The following is a 21,040-nucleotide window of genomic DNA, read 5'->3' on the forward strand; positions in this document are numbered from 1 at the left end:
GCAGTTCAAGGCTCGACGCGCTTGAGACGGCGTCCTTGCGCTTCTTCTAGGGGCTTGGAATTGGCCTTGATCGATTCTTGCATGGCCTGCGTATTTTGCTCCAGCGCCTTCAGGCGCTGATTGAGCTTTTCCAGTTCCGCCTGACGTTTCTCGACACGCTTTTCCAGTAAATTGATCTCCGCGTCTTGCGCCTTGCTCATCGGAGCTGCCGCTGTCGGCGGGGCATTCTCGATATCGATCGGCTTTTCGATCGCTGTGGATTTATGCACGGCGGGCTTGTGCGCTGCCGCTTTGTGCTTGCGCTGCTTGGCAGCCTTGCGCGACAAATCGATCAGGCTGGGAATCTGCAGTGTGGTTTTTTCCTCGAAACGCTGCGTGGGCGACAACTCCGGCATCTGTTCGCGGTTCAGCTTGATCGCGGACGTTACGAAAAGCTGTTGCATCCGACGATTCTTGGGATAGAACAGCGCGGCGAGCGAATTCAGGCTCTCGCCCGGCATCATCTGCCATTCCATCGCCGTACTTGTCGAGTTGGGCATGGAGGTTTCCTCCGCCCGCGCATTGGCCGCCCCCCACAGCAGCACGCCACAGACTGCCAGATTAACGAACGATTTCCACATGACCGAACTCCTGTTTATCCAATTATTATTATTATTCAGTTTTTGCCAGGTAAACGCGCGCGCGGCCAAGCGCCTCGCGTACCTGTTGCGGCGCAGTGCCGCCGATATGATTGCGGCTGGCGAGTGAACCTTCCAGCGTCAGCACTTCATATATATCGGCCTCCACCAGCGAAGAAAATGTTTTCAAGTCGGCTAGAGACAGATCGGCCAGATCGCAGTTTTGCGCCTCGGCATGACGCACCGCGCGCGCGACTGCTTCGTGCGCATCGCGGAATGGCAGCCCTTTTTTAACGAGATAATCGGCCAGATCGGTCGCCGTGGCAAATCCTTCCGCAGCGGCCAGCCGCATCGCCGCCGTGTCGACGGTAATGCCGCGCAGCATGTCGGCGTAGATTTCGAGTGTCACCAGCAAAGTATCCGCTGTATCGAACAGCGGTTCCTTGTCTTCCTGATTGTCCTTGTTATAGGCCAGCGGCTGGGATTTCATCAGCGTCAGCAATGCGATCAGGTGGCCATTGACGCGACCGGTCTTGCCACGCACCAGTTCAGGGACGTCCGGATTCTTCTTTTGCGGCATGATGGAGGATCCAGTGCAGAAGCGGTCGGCGATATCGATGAAGCCGAAGCGCGGACTGGACCACAGGATCAACTCTTCCGAAAAGCGTGAGAGGTGCGTCATCACCAGCGCGGCGGCACTGGTGAATTCGATGGCGAAATCGCGATCGGATACTGCATCCAGCGAGTTTTCGCAGACGTCGTCGAAACCCAGTTCCCTGGCCACGCGCTCGCGGTCGATGGGATAGCTGGTACCGGCCAATGCAGCCGCACCCAGCGGCAGACGATTGATGCGGCGGCGCGCGTCGGCAAAACGTTCGGCATCGCGCTTCAGCATTTCGAAATAGGCCAGCAGATGATGGCCGAAGGTGACCGGCTGGGCCACCTGTAAATGCGTGAAACCGGGCATCACCGTATCGGCGTGCTTTTCGGCCAGCTCGACAATGGACTGTTGCAGCTTGCCGATACGTACCAGCACATCATCCACCGTCGCACGCAGCCACAAGCGCACATCGGTCGCGACTTGATCATTGCGCGAACGCCCGGTGTGCAAGCGCTTACCAGCGTCACCGATCTTGTCAGTGAGCCGCTTTTCGATGTTAAGGTGCACGTCTTCGAGATCCAGCAGCCATTCGAAGCGGCCGGTGCGGATTTCTTCCAGAATTTCAGCCAGGCCGCGCTCGATGGCGGCGACGTCTTCATTCGCGATAATGTCTTGCGCGCCCAGCATGCGTGCATGGGCCAGCGATCCCTGAATGTCGAACTCGGCCAGACGCTGGTCGAATTCGACCGATGCGGTGTAACGCTTGACCAGTTCCGCCACGGGTTCATTGAAGCGGCCGGACCAAGCCTTTGATTTATCTTGCATCGTAAAAATTGATTACCAATAATGTAGAAAATGGCAAGTATAAAGCAAAACCTTCCGCCGAATTCCATCAAGCTCCCGGACCTCCGCAACCTGGGCGTACAGTTGCGCGTGCTGGTGCTCGCCAACTTCATGGCGCTGATTGCCGCCATCTTGCACTCCGAATCGCCGCAGGAAATCTGGCAGGAATTACTACAGATTTCCGCCGCGATGCAGCCGGTTCTGCTGGCGAGCATGCTGCTGCTGTTCATTCTGCATCGCTGGCTGGCACGCCTGCCGTATCGGCAAGGCGTGCTGGTGGTGTTCCTGATCGTGTTCATGTTGACCTCGGTGCTGCATTTGCTCGCAGAAGGCTTGTTCGGAACGACTTCCGCACCTTCGCTGATTCGCCTCTGGTTTTTCAGTGCCGTCGTCACTGCCACGCTGTTGGCATACTTCAATATGCGCAGCCGTGCGCTTTCGCCGGCCGTGACCGAGGCGCGATTGCAGGCATTGCAGGCGCGTATCCGGCCACATTTTCTTTTCAATAGCATCAATGCGGTGTTATCGCTGATTCGCAGCGACCCGCATCGCGCCGAAACCGCGCTTGAAGACCTGGCCGACCTGTTTCGCGTGCTGATGGCGGACAATCGTCAACTGGTGCCGCTGGAAGGCGAGCTGGCACTGTGCAAGCAATACCTTGCGCTGGAAACACTGCGGCTGGGAGAACGGCTCAAACTGGTGTGGCATATCGACCATATGCCGAACGAAGCCCTGATTCCGCCGCTGTTATTGCAGCCCTTGCTGGAAAACGCGGTTTATCATGGCATTGAGCCTTGCCACGAGGGTGGCGAAATCGTGATCGACATCTACCGCAAGGGAAATGAAGTGCATCTGCTGCTGAGCAACCCCTATCGCCGCGACGGCCAGCACCATACCGGCAACAAGATGGCGCTTTCCAATATCCGCGAACGGCTGGCGCTGCACTTCGATGCCGAAGGGCAGCTGCGGATACGCATCACCGATCACCAATATCAGGTGCATATTGTGATTCCCTACCGGATCGAACCATGAGCGACGACACTACACTCAAAATCCTGATCGCAGACGACGAAGCACCGGCACGCAACCGTTTGCGCGAACTGCTTGCGGAAATTCCGGAAACACGCATCATTGCCGAAGCCGCCAATGGCAAAGAGGCTTTGACGATGGCCTCGGAAAGCCTGCCGAATGTGATGCTGCTGGACATACGCATGCCGGAAATGGACGGCATTGAGGCCGCCGAACACTCGCTCAAGCTCTATCACCCGCCGGCGGTCATTTTCACTACGGCTTACGACGCGCACGCGATGCAGGCCTTCGACATGAACGCCGTCGATTACCTGCTGAAGCCGATCCGGCGCGAGCGGCTCGCGATGGCGCTCAAAAAGGCGCGCGCGCTGCTGCCGGCGCAGCTCGGCGGCATCAAGCAACTTCGCCCGCAACGCACCCACTTCAGCATCTCCGAACGCGGCCGCATCCTGCTGATTCCGGTGCACGACGTCATTTACCTGCGCGCCGAACTGAAATATCTCACCGTCAGGACGACAGAACGCGAATATCTGATCGAAGACTCGCTCACCAACATCGAGCGCGAGTTTTCCGATCTGTTCATTCGCCTCCATAGAAACTGCCTGGTCGCCCAGAATTCCATTCGCGGCTTTGAAAAAAGACACAACGAAGAAGGCGAAAGCCATTGGGTCGCACTGCTGAAAGAGCTTCCCGAAACCTTGCCGGTCAGCCGCCGCCAGCAGCACATCGTGCATGAAATCGGGGGATAACCTGATAAAATCGGGCTTCTGCCAACGTTTACGATTTTCCCCGTCATGAGCACATCTCCCCGCAAGCTGGTCATCGCCTCACGCGAAAGCGCACTCGCCATGTGGCAGGCGCGCCATATTCAGGCACGTCTGCAAGCGCTCTATCCCGACGCCATCGTGGAAATTCTCGGCATGACCACCACCGGCGACCAAATCCTGGATTCCCCGCTCGCGCGCATTGGCGGCAAAGGCCTGTTTGTGAAGGAGCTGGAGCAGGCGCTCGCGGACGGTCGTGCCGACCTTGCGGTGCACTCGATGAAGGACGTGCCGATGAACCTGCCGGAAGGCTTCGCGCTCGCCGCCACCGGCGAACGCGAAGACCCGCGCGACGCATTTGTTTCCGTACGCTACCAGCGCCTGGAAGACTTGCCGGAAGGCAGTGTGGTCGGCACCTCCAGTCTGCGTCGGCAAAGCCAGTTGCAGGCGCGTTTCCCGCATCTCAAGATCGAATCGTTGCGCGGCAATCTGCAAACCCGCCTGCGCAAGCTGGATGAAGGCCAATATGCGGCGATCATTCTCGCTGCCGCAGGGCTCAAGCGCCTTGGGCTGGAAGAACGCATCACGCAACTGATTGCCCCTGAAAACAGTATTCCCGCCGTCGGCCAAGGCGCGCTGGGCATCGAAATCCGTGCCGACCGCGACGACATGCGCGAACTTCTGCATCCGTTGAACCATACCGACACCGCCGCCTGCGTCGAGGCCGAACGTGCGATGAGCCGCGCACTGGCCGGCAGCTGCACGGTGCCTTTGGGCGCGTATGCACATATCGAAAACGGCGCGTTGCGCATGACCGGCTTCGTTGCCAGCGTAAACGGCAGCGAAATGGTGCGCGACTCGGTGGAGGGCGCGCCCGGCGATGCGGATGCACTGGGCCGTGCATTGGCAGAGAAGCTGATCGCGCGTGGCGCCGACCGCATCCTGGCCGCGCTGGACCATGCCTGATCGGGCGCTGGCGGGCTGCGGCATCGCCATTACCCGTCCCATCGAGCAAGCCAGAACGCTCTCCGATCTCATTATCGGCAACGGCGGCAAGCCCATCCCGTTTCCGTTGCTGGACATCGCTCCGCTCGACGACTATTCGGCTTTCGATCAGGTTCTGGCCGGCCTGCCCGAAAGCGACTGGGCAATTTTCATCAGCACGAATGCCGTGCAGCAAGGCATGCCGCGCGTCACGGCACGTTATCCCACACTCCCGCCCAAACTGCGTTTTGCCGCCATTGGCCCGGCAACCGCCGAAGAGCTCGGCCGGCATGGCATCGATCTGGTCCTTGTCCCCAGCGATCGATATGACAGCGAAAGCCTGCTGACCCTGCCGGAAATGCATGACATGACTCACCGCCGAGTGATCGTTTTTCGCGGCGTCGGTGGGCGGGAACTGCTGGCCGACACCCTGCGCGCACGCGGCGCGGAAGTCGTTTTTGCCGAGTGCTACCGCCGCATCAATCCCCAGCGCGATACGGGTGAGCTGCCGCAGCTGTGGCAAAATGGGCAACTGCATGCGCTGGTCGTTACCAGCAGCGAAGCCTTGCGCAACCTGCTACAGCTGGCGGGAAACGCACCTTGGCTGCGCGGCACGCTCATTTGCGTCAACCATCCCCGCATCGGAGAAACGGCGCGCGCAAACGGACTACGCGTCGCCATCGCGGATGCGCCTGGCGACGAGGCCATGCTGCAATGCCTGATCCATCATTTGCAGGATCGAACAAAAATATGAATGAAAACAGCAACCTCTCCGAGCAAGTCAGGCCTGCCAGCCTAGCCTCGCAAATTGCACTGATCCTGGCTGCCCTGGCTTTCGCCGCAACGGTTTGGCAATGGCTGGACAGCCGGCAACGCACGATCATACTGGAGCAAACGCTCACTCAGCGCCTAAGCCAGTTCGATGAGCGCAATCGTGAAGTGCGGGTGCTATCCAAGCTGACCGAGGAAAGCGCCGCGCAAGCGGAGGCCAAGGTCACCTTGCTGGAGCAACGGCTGGAAGAATCGCGCTCGCAGCAGGAAGCCTTGCAAACACTGTATCTCGAACTTGCCAACAACCGCGACGAACGGACGATTGCCGAAGTCGAGCAATTGCTGATCGCGGCCAGCCAGCAACTGCAACTGGCCGGCAATGCGAAACCCGCCCTGCTCGCGCTGCAAACCGCCGATGCTCGCCTGCAGCAACTGGACAAGCCGCAGGTGATCGCGCTGCGCAAAATCATCGGGCGCGATATCCAGCGCCTTCAGGCATTGCCCAGCGTCGACACCGTCGGCATCAGCCTGAAACTGGAATCGCTGGTGGACGCGGCAGACAAGCTGCCGCTTATCAGCGAGCGCCATCCGCAGTCCGACAAACCGCTGTTGCCGGATTGGGATTCCAACCCCTGGCGACGTCTGACACAGGAAATCTGGCAGGACATCAAGCGCATGGTGCGGGTCGAGCGCATGGATGAGCCGGAGCCACCGCTGCTGGAGCCCGAGCAGGCGTATTTCCTGCGCGAAAACCTCAAGCTGCGCCTGCTGACGGCCCGCATCGCTCTGTTGCAGCATGACGAATCGACCTACCGGGCCGATTTGCAATTGGCCGGTAACTGGCTCAAGCGCTATTTCAACACGCAGGATTCCGCTGGCCGCAATGCGCTGACCGCGCTGGAACAACTTTCGTCCAGCGACATTTCCATCGAGCTCCCTGATATCGGCGAAAGCCTCAATGCCGTCGCCAAGTACAAACTCTCGCTGGATCGGAAGCAGCCTTGAGATTCCTGATCGGCCTGCTTTTCATTCTGATTGCTGCGGTTGCACTCTCGCTGGTCGCGGGTTCCAACGACGGCTACGTACTGATCGTCCAACCGCCTTATCGCATCGAGATTTCGCTCAACTTGCTGGTAGTGCTGCTGGCGACGGGATTTTTCTTCCTGCATGGCGTGCTGCGCCTGGTGCAATACACCCTGAATTTGCCACGGAACGTGCGTAACTATAAACGCGAACAGCGCCGCATAACTGCACACGCGGCCTTGCTTGAAGGCTTGCATGCGCTGGCGGAAGGCCGTTATGCCAAGGCGGAAAAAGCGGCTTCCAATGCGCTCAACCTCGGCGAAGATGCTGGCCTGAGCGCGCTGGTTGCCGCTCGTGCCGCGCACAAGCTGAAAATGCTGGGCAAGCGCGATTACTACCTGGCCGAAGCCGAACGTCTCGCCCCGGAAGCAAGCCTGTCACGGCGGCTGACCCAGGCCGAACTACAGCTGGACGAGCGTCAGTACGCCTCGGCGCTGCGCACGCTGCAACAGCTGGATAAAATCGAACCGCACCACTTGCCTTCACTGAGGCTGCAACTGAAAGCGCACCAGCGCCTCGGCAATTGGGAACAAGTGCTGTCGGTGCTCTCGCAACTCGAAAAACGCGACGCTATCGAGCCGCTTCATCTGCAACAGGTGCGCTATCACGCACATGCACAATTGCTGCAGCGCCGCGCGGGCAATCGCGAAGAGCTATTGGCGTACTGGAACAAGTTACCGGAAAAAGACCAACTGGACACCCAGCTGGCGCGCATTGCCGCCAAGGTTTTCAACGATGCCGGCGATGGCGCGACGGCGGCAAAAATCATCGAGATGAGCCTGACCCGGCAATGGGATAGCACACTGGCCGAACTCTACGGCGACAACACGGGCGGGGATACGGTCAAGCAATTGCAGCAGGCGGAATACTGGCTGCAAAACCACCACGGCGATGCCGGGCTGCTGCTTTCGCTGGGGAATCTGTGCATCCGCCAGGAACTATGGGGCAAGGCGCAAAGTTACCTGGAGGCCAGCCTCAGCGTAAAACCGGGCAGTGCCGCGCATCTGGCGCTGGCGCGACTGCTGGAACGCATGGGAAATCAGGAAGAAGCCTACCGGCACTACCGGTTGAGCCTGGAATATGCGTTGAACACGTAGCGCAGGCATCCTTGCCTGCATTGCCTCTTAAGACGCCCGATTTGATGCAGGCGAGACGCCTGCGCTACAAATAAATCAGGCAAGCACTTTCGCCGGGACCGGCGGCGCATACGTGAACGCGTCCGAGAAGAACTCCTCAGGCGGCAGGCCGGCCGCAACGAAATCCCGATGCGCCGCTTCCACCATTGCCGGTGCGCCGCAGCAATACACCTGGTAACCGCTCAGGTCGGGGTGATCTTCCAGCACGGCAAAATGTACGAATCCGCTGCGTCCGCCCCAATCGTCCTCGGGGCGCGGGTCTGAAAGCACCGGGATATAGTCGATGCCGTTCTCTGCATGCCATTTCTTCGGCAGATCCGGCAAATAAAGATCGCGCAAGGCCAGCGATCCGCGATACAGCGTCATCTTCCGCGTCATCTTGTGATGCAGCGCATGTTCGATGATGCCCTTGATCGGCGCGAAGCCCGTGCCGCCGGCGACGAAAATAATGGGCTTGTCGCTCTCTTCGCGCAGGTAAAAACTGCCCATCGGGCCTTCCAGCCGCAGGATGGTTTTTTCCTGCATTTCACTGAAAACATATTCGGTGAACTGGCCGCCGGGAATCAGGCGCAGGTGCAGCTCCAGCAACTCGTCGTTGTAGGGCGCGTTTGCCAGCGAAAATGCGCGGCGCTTGCCGTCCTTGAGCAGGAATTCGATGTACTGGCCGGCCAGAAACTGCATGCGCTCGTTGCTGGGCAGCTTGAGAGTCATGACGATGACGTCGTGCGCGACGTGTTCGAGCTTTTGCACGCGGCACGGCATGATGCGCGAACGGATTGCGCTGCCGACCGTCACTTCGCGACATTCGATGGCAAGATCGCTCTGCGGCCGGGCGCAGCAGAACAAGGCCTTGCCTTCCGCGATTTCCTTTTCGCTCAGCGCGTGCGCCTGATAAGCATTATGCTGCACCTGCCCTTCCAGCACCGTTCCTTTGCAGGCCCCACAGGCCCCATTGCGGCAGCCGTAGGGAATATTGAAACCTGCCTCCAGCGCAGCATTGAGTACCGTATCCCCGGCCGGCACCGAAAACTGGTGGCCGCTGGGCTGGATGGTGACCCTGAAAGACATGCTTATCCTTTGAATATGCGGAAAAAATGCGCATTTTACCATATTGGACCAAGAGCCCGCCTCGGCAAATCACTCATAGCGCCCTGGACGTTAATCCTCCCGGCGCCATTGTCCTTCGATCACGCCATCGTCCTCCACGGGCGGCTTGCGCGATGCAGGAAGCGGAATAATCAACAGCAGCACGGCGACAATATCGCTCAGTACGCCGGGCAGGATCAACAGAATGCCGGCAATCATCTTTTTGGCACTGGTCAGCAACGCGAGTACGGGGTGACGGCCTTCCTGCAGCGTCTGGATCAATCTTGCAAACACGACAATGCGCTCTTCCATGATCAGTGCGGCGCCAAACGCCGCGCTGGCCAGAAGATAGCCCAGCACCCACCAGCCGTAGCGGGAGGCCAGCTCGAACAGCAGCACAACCTCCAGAACAGGGAATGCGAGTAAAATCAGAAAAATGAGGAGCATGCGCATCGATGGATAATCCTACGGATAAAATTATTGTGATCAGCAATCTGCCGGATCAGGGCAGCGCGACCCGGTTGGCCGAGATATTGATTAGTCGTGGACAGGCCGCGTGCGTAAACGTTCTCGCCCCCTGCACCTCAATCTATCATTGGCAGGACAAAACCGAAAGCACGCAGGAAGTCCCGGTACTGATCAAGACCACGCAGGAAAAATATGCCGAAGTAGAACGTACCATACGTACCCACCATCCTTATGAACTTCCCGAAATCGTCTATGTCCCAATCGCGGGCGGATTGCCCTCCTATCTGGACTGGATTTCCAAAGAAACCTCGCGCTGAGTTCCCCGCCCATATGTTACGTTCACTGATTCTTATCTGCTGCCTGCTCGTGTCCAATGCCTTTGCCGATACCGCAGCCAGCGGCAGAACCCTGTTTGTCGACGAACAGGAGCAGGCCGTCCTCGAGCCTGACCAGGCATTCGGCCTGAAAATCGAGCCGGTCGATAACCAGACCCTGAATGCACATTTCACGGTGGCGCCAGGTCATTATCTGTATCGCGAGCGCATCAGCTTCAAAATCAAGGATGGCAGCACCAGCAATGTCATTGCGGTGGAAATGCCGCCGGGCGAAGCCAAGCAGGATCCCAACTTTGGTGAAATGCTGGTCTTCCATCAAGGCTTCGACGCAAAAATCCTCCTGAAACACGCGGGCAGCGCCCCCCAAACGCTGACCCTGCTGGCCAGCTACCAGGGTTGCAGCGACAAGGGGCTCTGCTATGCGCCGATCCGCAAGACGATTGAAGTCGATCTGCTCGCTACCGGAAATACAGCGAGCGGCAATGACTCCAGCAGCGAAACCGACCGGATACGCACATTACTGCAAGGCGGCAAGCTGTGGCTGATCGTGCTGGGTTTCTTCGGCTTTGGCCTGCTGCTGTCGCTCACACCGTGCGTTTTTCCGATGATTCCCATCCTGTCCGGCATCATCGTCGGGCAGGGTCAGCACCCTACGCGCATGCATGCGTTCAACCTGTCTGTCGCCTATACCCTGGGCATGGCGGTCAGCTACACCTTGGCCGGAATCGTGGCGGCCTTTTCCGGACATCTGATCAGCACCGCATTGCAAAACCCCTGGGCACTCGGTTTCGGTGCGCTGGTTTTCGTTGCCCTGGCATTGTCGATGTTCGGCTTCTATGAACTCCAGCTGCCGAGCTCGCTGGAAAATCGCCTGATCAACACCACCAATCGCATCAAGGGCGGGCGCTTCATCAGCGTATTCGTTATGGGCGCGCTTTCGGCGCTGATCATGAGCCCATGCGTCGCCGCCCCCCTGGCGGGAGCGCTTCTGTATATAGGCCAGACCCACGACGTGATACTGGGCGGTGCGGCGCTGTTCGCGATGTCGCTCGGCATGGGCGTGCCCTTGCTATTGCTGGGCGCATCCGCCGGTGCACTGCTGCCCAGAAGCGGCCCGTGGATGAATGCCGTGCGCAATTTCTTCGGCGTGGTGATGCTGGGCATGGCGGTGTGGCTGATTGGCCCGGTCATTCCGGCGTCGCTGCAATTGGCTTTATGGTCCGCGCTTTTGATCGTGCCGGCGGTCTATCTGCATGCACTGGATGGCTTGCCGCCCCACTCGAACAAATGGGCCAAAATGTGGAAAGGCATCGGCATCATGCTGCTGGTCGCCGGCATCGCATTGCTGCTCGGCGCATTGGCAGGCAGCCGGAATCCATTGCAACCGCTAGAAGGGCTGCGTGCCACGACAGGCAGCGCAGCGCATGCACCAGTGCTGCCGTTCCAGCGCGTGAAGAATGTCGCCGAGCTGGATCGGGCCGTGCAGCAGGCTCAGGGCAAATACGTGATGCTGGATTTTTATGCCGACTGGTGTGTGGCCTGCAAGGAATTTGAGCAATACACCTTTGCCGACCCGCGCGTCCGGAAGCTTCTGGAGAATGCCATTCTGCTCCAGGCCGATGTCACGCAGAATGGCCCCGACGATGCCGCCCTCCTCTCGCGTTTCGGTTTGTACGGCCCGCCGGGCATCATCTTTTTCGACCCCAATGGCAATGAGATTTCCGCGGCGTCCGTCGTCGGCTATCAGGATGCCGATAAATTCCTGGTCACGCTCAATACCGTTTACGGCAGCAAGGAGGGCGCATGCGCACCGTCGCTCGCGTGCTGATCGGCATACTGATTCTGACCGCGGCGGGTTTTCTTGCCTACGGAATGCTGGTTCCGGCAACCGGCACAAAAACGGATAAAGGCTCTCTATCCGGCGCTGTCGAGGCGCTTTTTGCAGCCAGCTTCCCCGACCAGACAGGCACCGCGCAATCGTTAGACCAATGGCGAGGCAAAGTCATCGTGGTCAACTTCTGGGCGACCTGGTGTCCCCCTTGCCGCGAAGAAATGCCAGAGCTGTCGGCATTTCAGGATCAATACCGCTCACGCGATGTAGTTGTGCTGGGAATTTCCACAGATGATGCCGCTAAAATTCGCGAATTTGCAAAAGAGTCGCCAACGACATATCCGCTGCTCTCGGGAGATTTCGAAGCCATGGTATTGGCCGAAAGCTTCGGCAACACCAAGGGAATTCTTCCCTATACCGCCTTGATACGTCCGGATGGAAGCATCGCCAGCGCCTATATGGGCCGCCTCGACATGAAAATCCTGGAAAAAGATGTGATCGCTCTAATCGCTGCGCATAAGCAATTGTAATTGCTGTAATTTCGTCAAACTCCAGCGAATTCGCTAGACAACTCCCATGAACTTACGGCAAACTTGCCTCCTTGCAAACCATTCACTGGCTGAACAAACCACCTGAAATGGCTGAAAAAACAGGCGTCAAATCCATCCTTGTCCTGCATGGCCCCAACCTTAATCTGCTCGGACTACGCGAACCGGAGCATTACGGCAAGGCCACACTGGAAAGCATCAATAAGCAATTGTCCAAGCGCGCCGGCGAAGCCGGAGTGAGTCTTGAGGCTTTCCAGAGCAACAGCGAAGCCGACCTGGTCGGCAAGGTGCAGTCATTGGCGGTCAACAAGGCCGATTTCATCCTGATCAATCCCGCCGCATTCACGCACACATCCGTCGCGCTGCGCGACGCGCTGGCTGCGGTCAAGATTCCGTTTATCGAAGTTCATCTTTCCAACGTGCATGCCCGCGAAGCCTTCCGTCATCATTCCTACTTTTCCGACATCGCCGTCGGCGTCATTTGTGGGCTGGGCGCGCAAGGTTACGAGCTGGCACTGGAATACGCTCTCAACGCATTAAGCTCAACAGAGGTTTAACATGGATCTGCGCAAACTAAAAAAACTGATCGATCTGGTCGAAGAGTCCGGCATTGCCGAACTCGAACTGACCGAAGGTGAGGAAAAAGTCCGTATCAGCCGCCAACCGGCCGGCGGCCAACCGCAATTCTATCCGTACATGCAGCAACCCATGATGCACATGGGCGCACCGGCAGCCGCTCCTGCAGCCGTTGCTACTGTTGCCGACAGCCCTTCCGCCGCACCGGTGATCGAAGGCCACGTGGTGAAGTCTCCCATGGTCGGTACGTTCTACCGTTCTCCGTCTCCGGACGCCAAGGCTTTTGTCGATATCGGCTCCAGCGTCTCCTCCGGCGATACCCTGTGCATCATCGAGGCCATGAAGCTGCTGAATGAAATCGAATCGGATCACAGCGGCGTCATCAAGGCCATTCTGGTCGAAAACGGCCAACCCGTCGAATACGGCGAACCGCTGTTCATTATCGGTTAACCAGAGGGCTTCCCATGTTCGAGAAAGTCCTTATTGCCAACCGGGGGGAGATTGCCCTCCGCATCCAGCGAGCGTGCCGCGAACTAGGCATCAAGACGGTTGCGGTACACTCCGAAGCCGACCGCGAAGCCAAGTACGTCAAGCTGGCGGATGAATCCGTCTGCATTGGCCCGGCACCTTCCAGCCAGAGCTATCTGCACATCCCGGCCGTGATCAGCGCCGCCGAAGTCACCGACGCCGAAGCGATCCATCCCGGCTACGGTTTTTTGTCTGAAAACGCAGACTTCGCCGAGCGTGTCGAGCAAAGCGGCTTCATTTTCATCGGCCCCCGCCCCGATACCATCCGCCTGATGGGCGACAAGGTGAGCGCCAAAGACGCGATGCGGAAGGCCGGCGTGCCATGCGTGCCGGGATCCGAGGGCGCCCTGCCGGACGATCCGGACGAAATCATGAAGACCGCGAAGCAGATCGGCTACCCGGTCATCATCAAGGCCGCGGGCGGCGGCGGCGGGCGCGGCATGCGTGTAGTGCATACCGAAGCGGCCCTGCTGGCATCGGTCAACATGACCAAGGCCGAAGCCCAGGCCGCTTTCGGCAATCCCATGGTCTACATGGAAAAATTTCTGGAACAGCCGCGCCATATCGAAATTCAGGTACTGGCCGACGAGCACGGCAACGCCGTGTACCTGGGCGAGCGCGACTGCTCCATGCAGCGCCGCCACCAGAAAGTGCTGGAAGAAGCGCCTGCACCAGGCATAGACCGTAAACTGATCGCCACCATCGGCGAGCGCTGCGCGGAAGCCTGCCGTACCCTCGGGTATCGTGGCGCGGGGACCTTCGAATTCCTGTACGAAAACAATGAGTTCTATTTCATCGAGATGAACACGCGCGTGCAGGTTGAGCATCCGGTCACCGAACAGGTTACCGGCATCGACATCGTGCAGACGCAATTGCTCGTCGCCGCCGGACAAAAGCTGCCGTTCAAGCAGAAGGACATCCAGCTGCGCGGCCACTCCATCGAATGCCGTATCAACGCCGAGGATTCGCATACGTTTGTGCCTTCCCCCGGCCGCATCACCGGCTTCCACATGCCGGGCGGACCTGGCGTGCGCGTCGATACGCATGCGTACCACAACTACATGGTGCCGTCGCATTACGACTCCATGATCGGCAAGCTGATCACCTACGGCGACACGCGCGAGCAGGCCATTGCCCGCATGCGCATCGCGCTGTCGGAAATGGTGGTCGAAGGCATCAAGACCAACATTCCGTTGCACAGCGAACTGATGAACGATGCAGCCTTTCACCAGGGCGGCACCAGCATTCATTACCTGGAAAACAAGCTCGGCATCGCCAGCAAGTAACCGGCACCAACCAGCAGGATAAACATGACCTGGCAATCGCTTGAAATCACGGCGGGCGAAGAAGTCGCCGAAAATGTCAGCGATGCGCTGATGGAACTGGGCGCACTGTCGGTCAGTATCGAGGACGCCGACGCGCAAACCGACGACGAAAAACCAATTTTCGGCGAGCCGGGGGAAGCACCGCCCGGCGTCTGGCGGCACAACGTGGTCAGCGCACTGTTCGATGCCGACGCCGATATCGCGGAGGTCATGCAGCAATTGTCCGAAGCCACCGGCCTGCGCAATCTCGGCTACACGGTACAGGCGGTAGAAGAACAGGACTGGGTGCGCGCCACCCAGTCGCAGTTCGACCCCATCCGCATCCGTGACGACCTGTGGATCGTGCCTTCCTGGCACGTCGCACCCAATCCGGAAGCGCTTAACATCGTGCTCGACCCCGGGCTCGCCTTCGGCACCGGCAGCCATCCGACTACGCATCTGTGCCTCGCCTGGCTGGCGGATAACCTGCAAGCCGGTGAAACCGTGCTCGACTACGGCTGCGGTTCCGGCATACTCGCCATTGCCGCCAAACGGCGTGGCGCAGGTGAAACGCTGGGCGTGGATATCGATCCGCAAGCGATGGTGGCGAGCCGCTATAACGCCGAAAATAATGAAGCGGACGTGCGTTTTGTACTGCCGGACGAAATGCCAGCCTTCGTCGCCGACGTAGTCGTGGCCAATATTCTCGCCAGCCCGCTCAAGGTGCTGGCACCCGCCCTGGCGTCGCATTGCCGCAGTGGCGGGCGCATCGCGCTCTCGGGCATACTGCGCGAGCAGGCCGAAGAGGTCTCCGCCATCTATAGCGAATGGTTCGACATGAACCCGCCGCTTCCACTCGATAACTGGGTACTGCTGACAGGCCGCAAAAAATGAGCTTGCTCACATCCTGCCCCGCCTGCGGCACGGTGTTCAAAGTCAAACCCGAGCAGCTGGCCCCCACCCGCGGCGATGTGCGCTGCGGGAAGTGCGGGCAGATATTCAACGCTCTGCAATCGCTGAGCGTCACCCAAGCCTCGCAGGAATCAGTAGAAGCCGAGGAGCAACTTCCCGAAAACGAATCGGCTGGCGAGCCTGAAATCACCCTTGGCGAGACCGATGCGGCCGGCATCGACATCGCACTGGTGCCGACGCCACCCGAACCCGAACCCGAACCCGAACCCGAACCCGAACCCGAACCCGAACCCGAACCCGAACCCGAACCTGCACCTGCACCTGCACCTGCACCTGCATCGGAGCCGGAGCCGGAGCCGGAGCCGGAGCCGGAGCGCAGGATGGTCGCGCCTCCGCCTGCTTTCCAGCCTACCCCGGCCCGCGCGCGCAAGAAGGAAAAGGATAAGGAGAAAAAACGGAAACGCATCCCCTTATGGGCATGGATTCCTCTTTGCCTGCTGTTGGCACTGCTTGCCATCGGGCAGACGGTTTATTTCCTGCGTTCGGAAATTGCGGTCTGGCTGCCGCAAACCAAACCCGTGCTGGAACAAGCCTGCATGCTGACAGGGTGCGCCGTCGAGCTTCCGCGCAATGCACAATTATTGAGCATCGACGATTCCGATTTGCAGGAACATGCGGAGCACAAGGACGTTTTTGTGCTGTCATCGACGATCGTGAATCGAGCGCGCTACCCGCAGGCTTATCCACTGCTGGAACTGACCCTGACCGACATCCATGACAAGCCCATTCTGCGCCGCACGCTGCATCCGCATGAGTATTTGCCGGCAGGCACCAACCTGAAATCCGGCTTGCCGCCGGGCGGTGACGTGCAGGTAAAGATTGCATTTACCGCCATCGGCATCGCGGCCACCGGCTATCGCGTTTACGTGACTTATCCCAGGAACTGACCCGCCCGCCGGCGCAGCATCCCGACCAAACGTGATAGCATGATTCGAAATAACAGGACAACCGCGATGACTGCCCGTAAAACCCTTTCCCAAGCAAAAGTCGACAATATTGGCCACGCCGCAGCCCGGCTGCATCGTTTACTGAAAGAGCTTGGGCATGCCGAGGGGTTGCAGCAGTCGGCGGCGACCATGCCGGACGCGCGCGACCGCCTCAGTTTCATCGATCAGACCATGCATGAGGCCTCGGAAAAAACCATCAGCGCCGTCGAGAATTCCTTGCCGCTGACCGAGAGAACGCGCACCACCTGCGCCGACCTGGTCGAACGTCTTTCCGCTGCGCCCGATCTCGCGCACCACACCGTGATGCAGGAAACCGTATCGCGTCTGGGTGAGATCGCTTCTGCGGAAGAAGCGCTGCGCCATAACCTGCTGCAAATCATGGAAGCGCAGGAATTCCGTGACGTTGCGGGGCAGATGGTCAACAAGATTCTCGATGCCGCCGTGGAAATCGAAAGAATCCTGCTCGACATCCTGCGCGAGCATGCGCCCGATAGCCAGACCGGCTCCCTGATCCGTACCGACGGGCTCACCGCCGGCCCTGCCATGAAGTCGCAATCCGATGGCCTGAACGGCCAGGATGAGGTTGACGACCTGCTGGCCTCCATGGGCTTCTGATTTTCTCAATACCCGCACTACTAGTGTGCGCCGGCCTGATTTACTGGTGCATACGCCCCCGCCTCAACACAGCCATAACACTTTCTCTGCAGCACAATATCCTTGATTATTATAGATAAACAGCAGTTGGCACAGCTGTTGCTATCGTTGGATCAAGGATTAATTTTTATGGGTGCGCCATGCTCCGTGTGATGCTTGTCGACGAGAATCAGGAGCGCTCCGCTCCGTTGCAGCAATACCTTGTCGAGGCCGGGTACAACGTTGTCGGTCATCTTTCCGATACTGCCGACTTGAACAAGGCTGTGGTACAGATGCAACCGGACGTGATCATCATCGATACCGAATCGCCCAGTCGCGACACGCTGGAACACATCTGCGTAGTAAGCCGCGACGACCCACGGGCCATCGTGATGTTTGCGCACGACGGCGAAACGGAAATGATACGTGCTGCGACGCGCGCCGGCGTTTCGGCCTATGTGGTGGGCGCTCTCGAAAGCGCCCGGCTGAAGCCGATCATGGATGCCGCGATGGTACGTTTCGAAGAGTACCAGGCGCTGAAGAACGAATTGGAAATGACCGCGACCAAGCTCGCGGAACGCAAGACGATAGATCGCGCCAAAGGGATTCTGATGAAACAGCGCGGGCTGGATGAGGATACCGCTTATCAGTCACTGCGCAAACTGGCGATGCAACGCGGCTTGCGCATGGGGGAAATCGCAAAACAGGTCATTCAGGCCGCTGAACTGCTGGCCTGATAAAGAAGTGAATTGACGGGGCCGCCCAAGGATGGGCGAAACCGGGGGTTTTTAAGTGTGCCGATGCAGGCATGCGCCATGGACAAAGGCGTCTTTCTGTCGATCCGGAAATTTCGGGTCGTGGAAAGACGCCTTTTTTGTTTCCTGAACGCTTTTAATTTGACATGACAAGATGCACTAGAAAGGAGCACTACATGAAGTTCATCGATGAAAAACCGGAGGCCCTGCCGACCAACCCGGAGCGTCGCCAGTTCCTGCAAGGCGCGGCGGCCGCAGCCGGAGCCGCCGCAGTTGTGGGCATGGGTTCGCTGGGTATTCAGCAAGCAGCGTGGGCCGCCGGTTCCGATGCACCCGAATTGACCGAAGTGAAGATCGGTTTCATTCCGCTCACCGATTGCGCACCGATTGCCGTCGCCTCCGCCATGGGTTTCGACAAGAAATACGGCATCAAGATCACGCCTTCCAAGGAAGCCTCCTGGGCTGGCGTGCGCGACAAGCTGATCAATGGCGAATTGCACGCCGCCCATGTGCTGTACGGCATGATGTACGGTGCACAGCTGGGCATCGGCGGTCCGCAGAAGGATATGAACGTGCTGATGACGCTGAACCACAACGGCCAGGCCATCACGCTGGCCAACCAGTTGAGCGAAAAGGGCGTCAAGGACGGCCCGACGCTGAAGCGCATGCTGGACAACGAAAACCGCGATTACACCTTCGCGCAGACCTTCCCTACCGGCACTCATGCGATGTGGCTCTATTATTGGCTGGGCGCACACGGCATCAACCCGATGAAGGACGTGAAGACCATCGTCGTGCCGCCGCCGCAAATGGTGGCCAACATGCGCGTCGGCAATATGGATGGCTTCTGCGTCGGCGAACCGTGGAATGCACGCGCCATTTCCGACAAGATCGGCTTTACGGTCACGACCACCCAGGACATCTGGACCGACCACCCGGAAAAGGTACTGGGCACCACCGCCGCCTTCACGGCGAAATATCCCAACACCACCCGCGCCATGATGATGGCCGTGCTGGAAGCCAGCCGCTACATCGACGCCACCGCCAACCGTGCGGCCGTTGCCAAGCTGATCTCCAGCAAGTCGTACGTGAATGCGCCGGAAGACGTGATCCTCGGCCGCTTCCTCGGCCACTATGACAACGGCATCGGCAAGAAGTGGGAAGACCCGAACTACATGAAGTTCTTCAATGACGGAAAAACGCCGTTCCCGTACCTCTCCGACGGTATGTGGTTCATGACGCAGCACAAGCGCTGGGGCCTGCTCAAGACCGATCCGGACTACCTCGCCGTGGCGAAGAAGGTCAATCGCATCGACCTGTACAAGGAAGCGGCCGGCGCCATGGGCATCAGCGTACCCAAGGATGACATGCGTTCTTCCAAGCTGGTCGACGGCGTGGTGTGGGACGGCAAGGATCCCAAGGCTTACGCTGCTTCGTTCAAGGTCAAGGTCTAGGAATCAACGGAAATCAGGAGACGAATATGAGCGCAACTGTCGTAGCACTCAAGCCCGAAGCAGCCGAACCAGTAGTGGCCGCCGAAAGCAAAACCGCAGCTCTGCCTTCGTCGAAGGCGGAGGCGGCCCCAGTTGCCGGAAAAACGCTTCAACGCATCATGAATGTATTGCGATCCATCACTCTTGCCGTACTACCGCCTATTGTGGGTCTGGCGTTTTTCATCCTGATCTGGGTCGGGATTTCCATGGTGGCCCCGGCCTTGCCGGGGCCGGCGAAAACCTGGGTTTCTGCCGTCGAACTGTTCAGCGATCCGTTCTACCAGAATGGGCCGAACGACCAGGGCATCGGCTGGAATATTCTCAACTCGCTGCAACGCGTGGGCACCGGCTTCGGTATGGCCGCTCTCATCGGTATTCCGCTGGGCTTCGTTCTGGGACGCTTCAAGTTTGTGAACGACATGGCGTCGCCCATCATCAGCCTGCTGCGCCCGGTGTCCCCGCTCGCCTGGCTGCCGATCGGCCTCTTGGTGTTCAAGGCAGCCGACCCGGCCGCGATCTGGGTGATTTTCATCTCCAGCATCTGGCCGCTGGTGATCAACACCGCGATGGGCGTTTCCAAGGTGCCGCAGGATTACCTCAACGTGGCCCGCGTGCTGAACCTGTCCGAGTGGAAGATCGCCACCAAGATCATGCTGCCATCCGCAATGCCTTACATACTGACCGGTATCCGCCTCTCCATCGGCGTGGCCTGGCTGGTGATCGTGGCTGCGGAAATGCTGACCGGCGGCGTGGGCCTGGGCTTCTGGGTATGGGATGAATGGAACAATCTCAACGTCGAGCACATCCTGATCGCGATTTTCGTGGTCGGTATCGTCGGTCTCTTGCTCGAACAGGCGCTGCTGCTGCTCGCCAAGCGCTTTAACTACTAAGGAGTCGCATCATGGAAAAATATGTGTCCCTCGAGTATGTGGACATGGTCTTCAGCGGCCGTCAGGGCAAATTCTGCGCGCTGCGCGATGTGAACCTGTCCATCAACCAAGGCGAATTTGTCTCGGTGATCGGCCACTCGGGTTGCGGCAAATCCACCGTGCTCAACCTGATCGCCGGCCTGCTGATGCCTACCGATGGCGTGATGCTGTGCGCCGGCCGCGAGATTGCCGGTCCCGGTCCGGAGCGTGCGGTGGTGTTCCAGAATCATTCGCTGCTACCCTGGCTGACCTGCTTCGACAACATCTACCTGGCGGTCGAGCGCGTGTTCGGCAGCACGGAAGACAAGCCCTCTCTCAAGAAGCGCACGCACGAAGCGCTGGCATTGGTCGGCCTGACGCATTCGGAGATGAAATACCCCAACGAAATCTCTGGCGGCATGAAGCAGCGTGTGGGCATCGCCCGTGCGCTGGCGATGGAACCCAAGGTGCTGCTGATGGACGAGCCGTTCGGCGCGCTGGATGCGCTGACTCGCGCCCATCTGCAGGATGAGCTGCTGGGCATTGTGCAGCGTACCGGCAGCACTGTGGTGATGGTCACGCACGATGTGGACGAGGCGGTATTGCTGTCCGACCGTATCGTGATGATGACCAACGGCCCGGCGGCGACAGTGGGAGAGATACTAGCCGTCGACCTGCCACGTCCACGCAGCCGCCTGGAATTGGCCGAAAACCCGCAATACCACCACCTGCGCGGCGAGGTATTGCGCTTCCTGTATCAACGCGAGGCCAAGGCCGCCTGAGCATTACAACAATATAGAAATCACTTACTTTCAAATTAAAGAGGAA

General features: G+C 59.0%; 23 protein-coding genes. 19 read left to right on the forward strand and 4 right to left on the reverse strand.

The features are described from left to right. Nucleotides 1-5: 5 nt before the first annotated feature. Both A7976_RS06925 and argH read right to left on the reverse strand, forming a co-directional pair. A complete protein-coding gene (locus tag A7976_RS06925; protein ID WP_067109273.1) occupies nucleotides 6-620 on the reverse strand; it encodes a hypothetical protein in 615 nt (204 codons plus the stop codon). A 31-nt stretch (nucleotides 621-651) separates the two neighbouring features. After that, nucleotides 652-2,043 carry an argininosuccinate lyase gene (gene argH, locus A7976_RS06930; RefSeq protein ID WP_067109276.1) on the reverse strand — a complete coding sequence of 464 codons (1,392 nt, stop codon included), beginning with the start codon at nucleotides 2,041-2,043 and terminating at the stop codon, nucleotides 652-654. Between the two features lie 30 nt (nucleotides 2,044-2,073). Here argH and A7976_RS06935 point away from each other — a divergent pair, with 30 nt between their 5' ends. From A7976_RS06935 to A7976_RS06960, 6 genes are read left to right on the forward strand one after another with little or no spacing between them, the layout of a single operon-like run. Beyond that, nucleotides 2,074-3,093 (forward strand): sensor histidine kinase, encoded by a 1,020-nt coding sequence (locus A7976_RS06935; protein ID WP_067109279.1) that lies wholly within the window; start codon nucleotides 2,074-2,076, stop codon nucleotides 3,091-3,093. Next, on the forward strand, nucleotides 3,090-3,839 hold the full coding sequence (locus A7976_RS06940) for a LytTR family DNA-binding domain-containing protein (RefSeq protein ID WP_067109282.1): 750 nt from the start codon (nucleotides 3,090-3,092) through the stop codon (nucleotides 3,837-3,839). The genes A7976_RS06935 and A7976_RS06940 overlap by 4 nt, the downstream gene beginning before the upstream one ends. 45 nt (nucleotides 3,840-3,884) lie before the next feature. Next, nucleotides 3,885-4,820 (forward strand): hydroxymethylbilane synthase, encoded by a 936-nt coding sequence (hemC, locus tag A7976_RS06945; RefSeq protein WP_067109285.1) that lies wholly within the window; start codon nucleotides 3,885-3,887, stop codon nucleotides 4,818-4,820. Then, nucleotides 4,780-5,592, forward strand: a complete 813-nt coding sequence (locus A7976_RS06950; protein WP_371440609.1) for a uroporphyrinogen-III synthase — start codon at nucleotides 4,780-4,782, stop codon at nucleotides 5,590-5,592. Before hemC ends, A7976_RS06950 begins: the two co-directional genes overlap by 41 nt. Further along, nucleotides 5,589-6,614, forward strand: coding sequence for a uroporphyrinogen-III C-methyltransferase (locus tag A7976_RS06955; RefSeq protein WP_067109287.1), 1,026 nt, complete (start codon nucleotides 5,589-5,591; stop codon nucleotides 6,612-6,614). The genes A7976_RS06950 and A7976_RS06955 overlap by 4 nt, the downstream gene beginning before the upstream one ends. Beyond that, nucleotides 6,611-7,789, forward strand: a complete 1,179-nt coding sequence (locus tag A7976_RS06960; RefSeq protein ID WP_067109290.1) for a heme biosynthesis HemY N-terminal domain-containing protein — start codon at nucleotides 6,611-6,613, stop codon at nucleotides 7,787-7,789. The genes A7976_RS06955 and A7976_RS06960 overlap by 4 nt, the downstream gene beginning before the upstream one ends. Before the next feature lie 75 nt (nucleotides 7,790-7,864). Here the strand turns inward: A7976_RS06960 and A7976_RS06965 are convergent, their stop codons facing one another. Further along, a complete protein-coding gene (locus A7976_RS06965; protein ID WP_067109293.1) occupies nucleotides 7,865-8,896 on the reverse strand; it encodes a CDP-6-deoxy-delta-3,4-glucoseen reductase in 1,032 nt (343 codons plus the stop codon). Nucleotides 8,897-8,986: 90 nt separating this feature from the next. Beyond that, nucleotides 8,987-9,367: an FxsA family protein gene (locus A7976_RS06970; protein WP_067109295.1), complete on the reverse strand. Its 381-nt coding sequence runs from the start codon at nucleotides 9,365-9,367 to the stop codon at nucleotides 8,987-8,989. A gap of 2 nt (nucleotides 9,368-9,369) precedes the next feature. Between A7976_RS06970 and cutA the strand changes: the two genes are divergently transcribed. From cutA to A7976_RS07035, 13 genes are all read left to right on the forward strand, one after another. Next, a complete protein-coding gene (gene cutA / locus A7976_RS06975) occupies nucleotides 9,370-9,699 on the forward strand; it encodes a divalent-cation tolerance protein CutA (protein ID WP_067109298.1) in 330 nt (109 codons plus the stop codon). Between the two features lie 13 nt (nucleotides 9,700-9,712). Further along, nucleotides 9,713-11,545 carry a protein-disulfide reductase DsbD gene (gene dsbD / locus A7976_RS06980; protein WP_067109301.1) on the forward strand — a complete coding sequence of 611 codons (1,833 nt, stop codon included), beginning with the start codon at nucleotides 9,713-9,715 and terminating at the stop codon, nucleotides 11,543-11,545. After that, nucleotides 11,521-12,078 carry a TlpA disulfide reductase family protein gene (locus A7976_RS06985; protein WP_067109304.1) on the forward strand — a complete coding sequence of 186 codons (558 nt, stop codon included), beginning with the start codon at nucleotides 11,521-11,523 and terminating at the stop codon, nucleotides 12,076-12,078. The genes dsbD and A7976_RS06985 overlap by 25 nt, the downstream gene beginning before the upstream one ends. A gap of 107 nt (nucleotides 12,079-12,185) precedes the next feature. Then, nucleotides 12,186-12,653: a type II 3-dehydroquinate dehydratase gene (gene aroQ, locus A7976_RS06990; protein WP_067110196.1), complete on the forward strand. Its 468-nt coding sequence runs from the start codon at nucleotides 12,186-12,188 to the stop codon at nucleotides 12,651-12,653. 1 nt (nucleotide 12,654) lies between these two features. Beyond that, nucleotides 12,655-13,122 (forward strand): acetyl-CoA carboxylase biotin carboxyl carrier protein, encoded by a 468-nt coding sequence (gene accB, locus A7976_RS06995; RefSeq protein WP_067109307.1) that lies wholly within the window; start codon nucleotides 12,655-12,657, stop codon nucleotides 13,120-13,122. 14 nt (nucleotides 13,123-13,136) lie between these two features. Continuing rightward, on the forward strand, nucleotides 13,137-14,486 hold the full coding sequence (gene accC, locus A7976_RS07000) for an acetyl-CoA carboxylase biotin carboxylase subunit (RefSeq protein WP_067109311.1): 1,350 nt from the start codon (nucleotides 13,137-13,139) through the stop codon (nucleotides 14,484-14,486). A gap of 24 nt (nucleotides 14,487-14,510) precedes the next feature. Next, nucleotides 14,511-15,398: a 50S ribosomal protein L11 methyltransferase gene (gene prmA, locus A7976_RS07005; RefSeq protein WP_067109314.1), complete on the forward strand. Its 888-nt coding sequence runs from the start codon at nucleotides 14,511-14,513 to the stop codon at nucleotides 15,396-15,398. After that, nucleotides 15,395-16,363, forward strand: a complete 969-nt coding sequence (locus A7976_RS07010; RefSeq protein ID WP_067109317.1) for a DUF3426 domain-containing protein — start codon at nucleotides 15,395-15,397, stop codon at nucleotides 16,361-16,363. The genes prmA and A7976_RS07010 overlap by 4 nt, the downstream gene beginning before the upstream one ends. Nucleotides 16,364-16,429: 66 nt before the next feature. Then, entirely contained in the window at nucleotides 16,430-17,038 is a 609-nt protein-coding gene (locus A7976_RS07015; protein ID WP_067109319.1) for a protein phosphatase CheZ, read from the forward strand. 179 nt (nucleotides 17,039-17,217) lie between these two features. Beyond that, on the forward strand, nucleotides 17,218-17,793 hold the full coding sequence (locus A7976_RS07020; protein WP_067109322.1) for an ANTAR domain-containing response regulator: 576 nt from the start codon (nucleotides 17,218-17,220) through the stop codon (nucleotides 17,791-17,793). A gap of 194 nt (nucleotides 17,794-17,987) precedes the next feature. Next, nucleotides 17,988-19,265, forward strand: coding sequence for a CmpA/NrtA family ABC transporter substrate-binding protein (locus A7976_RS07025; protein WP_067109325.1), 1,278 nt, complete (start codon nucleotides 17,988-17,990; stop codon nucleotides 19,263-19,265). 158 nt (nucleotides 19,266-19,423) lie between these two features. Then, nucleotides 19,424-20,194 (forward strand): nitrate ABC transporter permease, encoded by a 771-nt coding sequence (gene ntrB, locus A7976_RS07030; RefSeq protein ID WP_240483841.1) that lies wholly within the window; start codon nucleotides 19,424-19,426, stop codon nucleotides 20,192-20,194. 11 nt (nucleotides 20,195-20,205) lie between these two features. Beyond that, nucleotides 20,206-20,994 carry an ABC transporter ATP-binding protein gene (locus A7976_RS07035; protein ID WP_067109331.1) on the forward strand — a complete coding sequence of 263 codons (789 nt, stop codon included), beginning with the start codon at nucleotides 20,206-20,208 and terminating at the stop codon, nucleotides 20,992-20,994. Nucleotides 20,995-21,040 lie beyond the last annotated feature (46 nt).

Origin of the sequence: Methylobacillus sp. MM3 (assembly GCF_001645185.1) — a bacterium.
GTDB lineage: Bacteria > Pseudomonadota > Gammaproteobacteria > Burkholderiales > Methylophilaceae > MM2.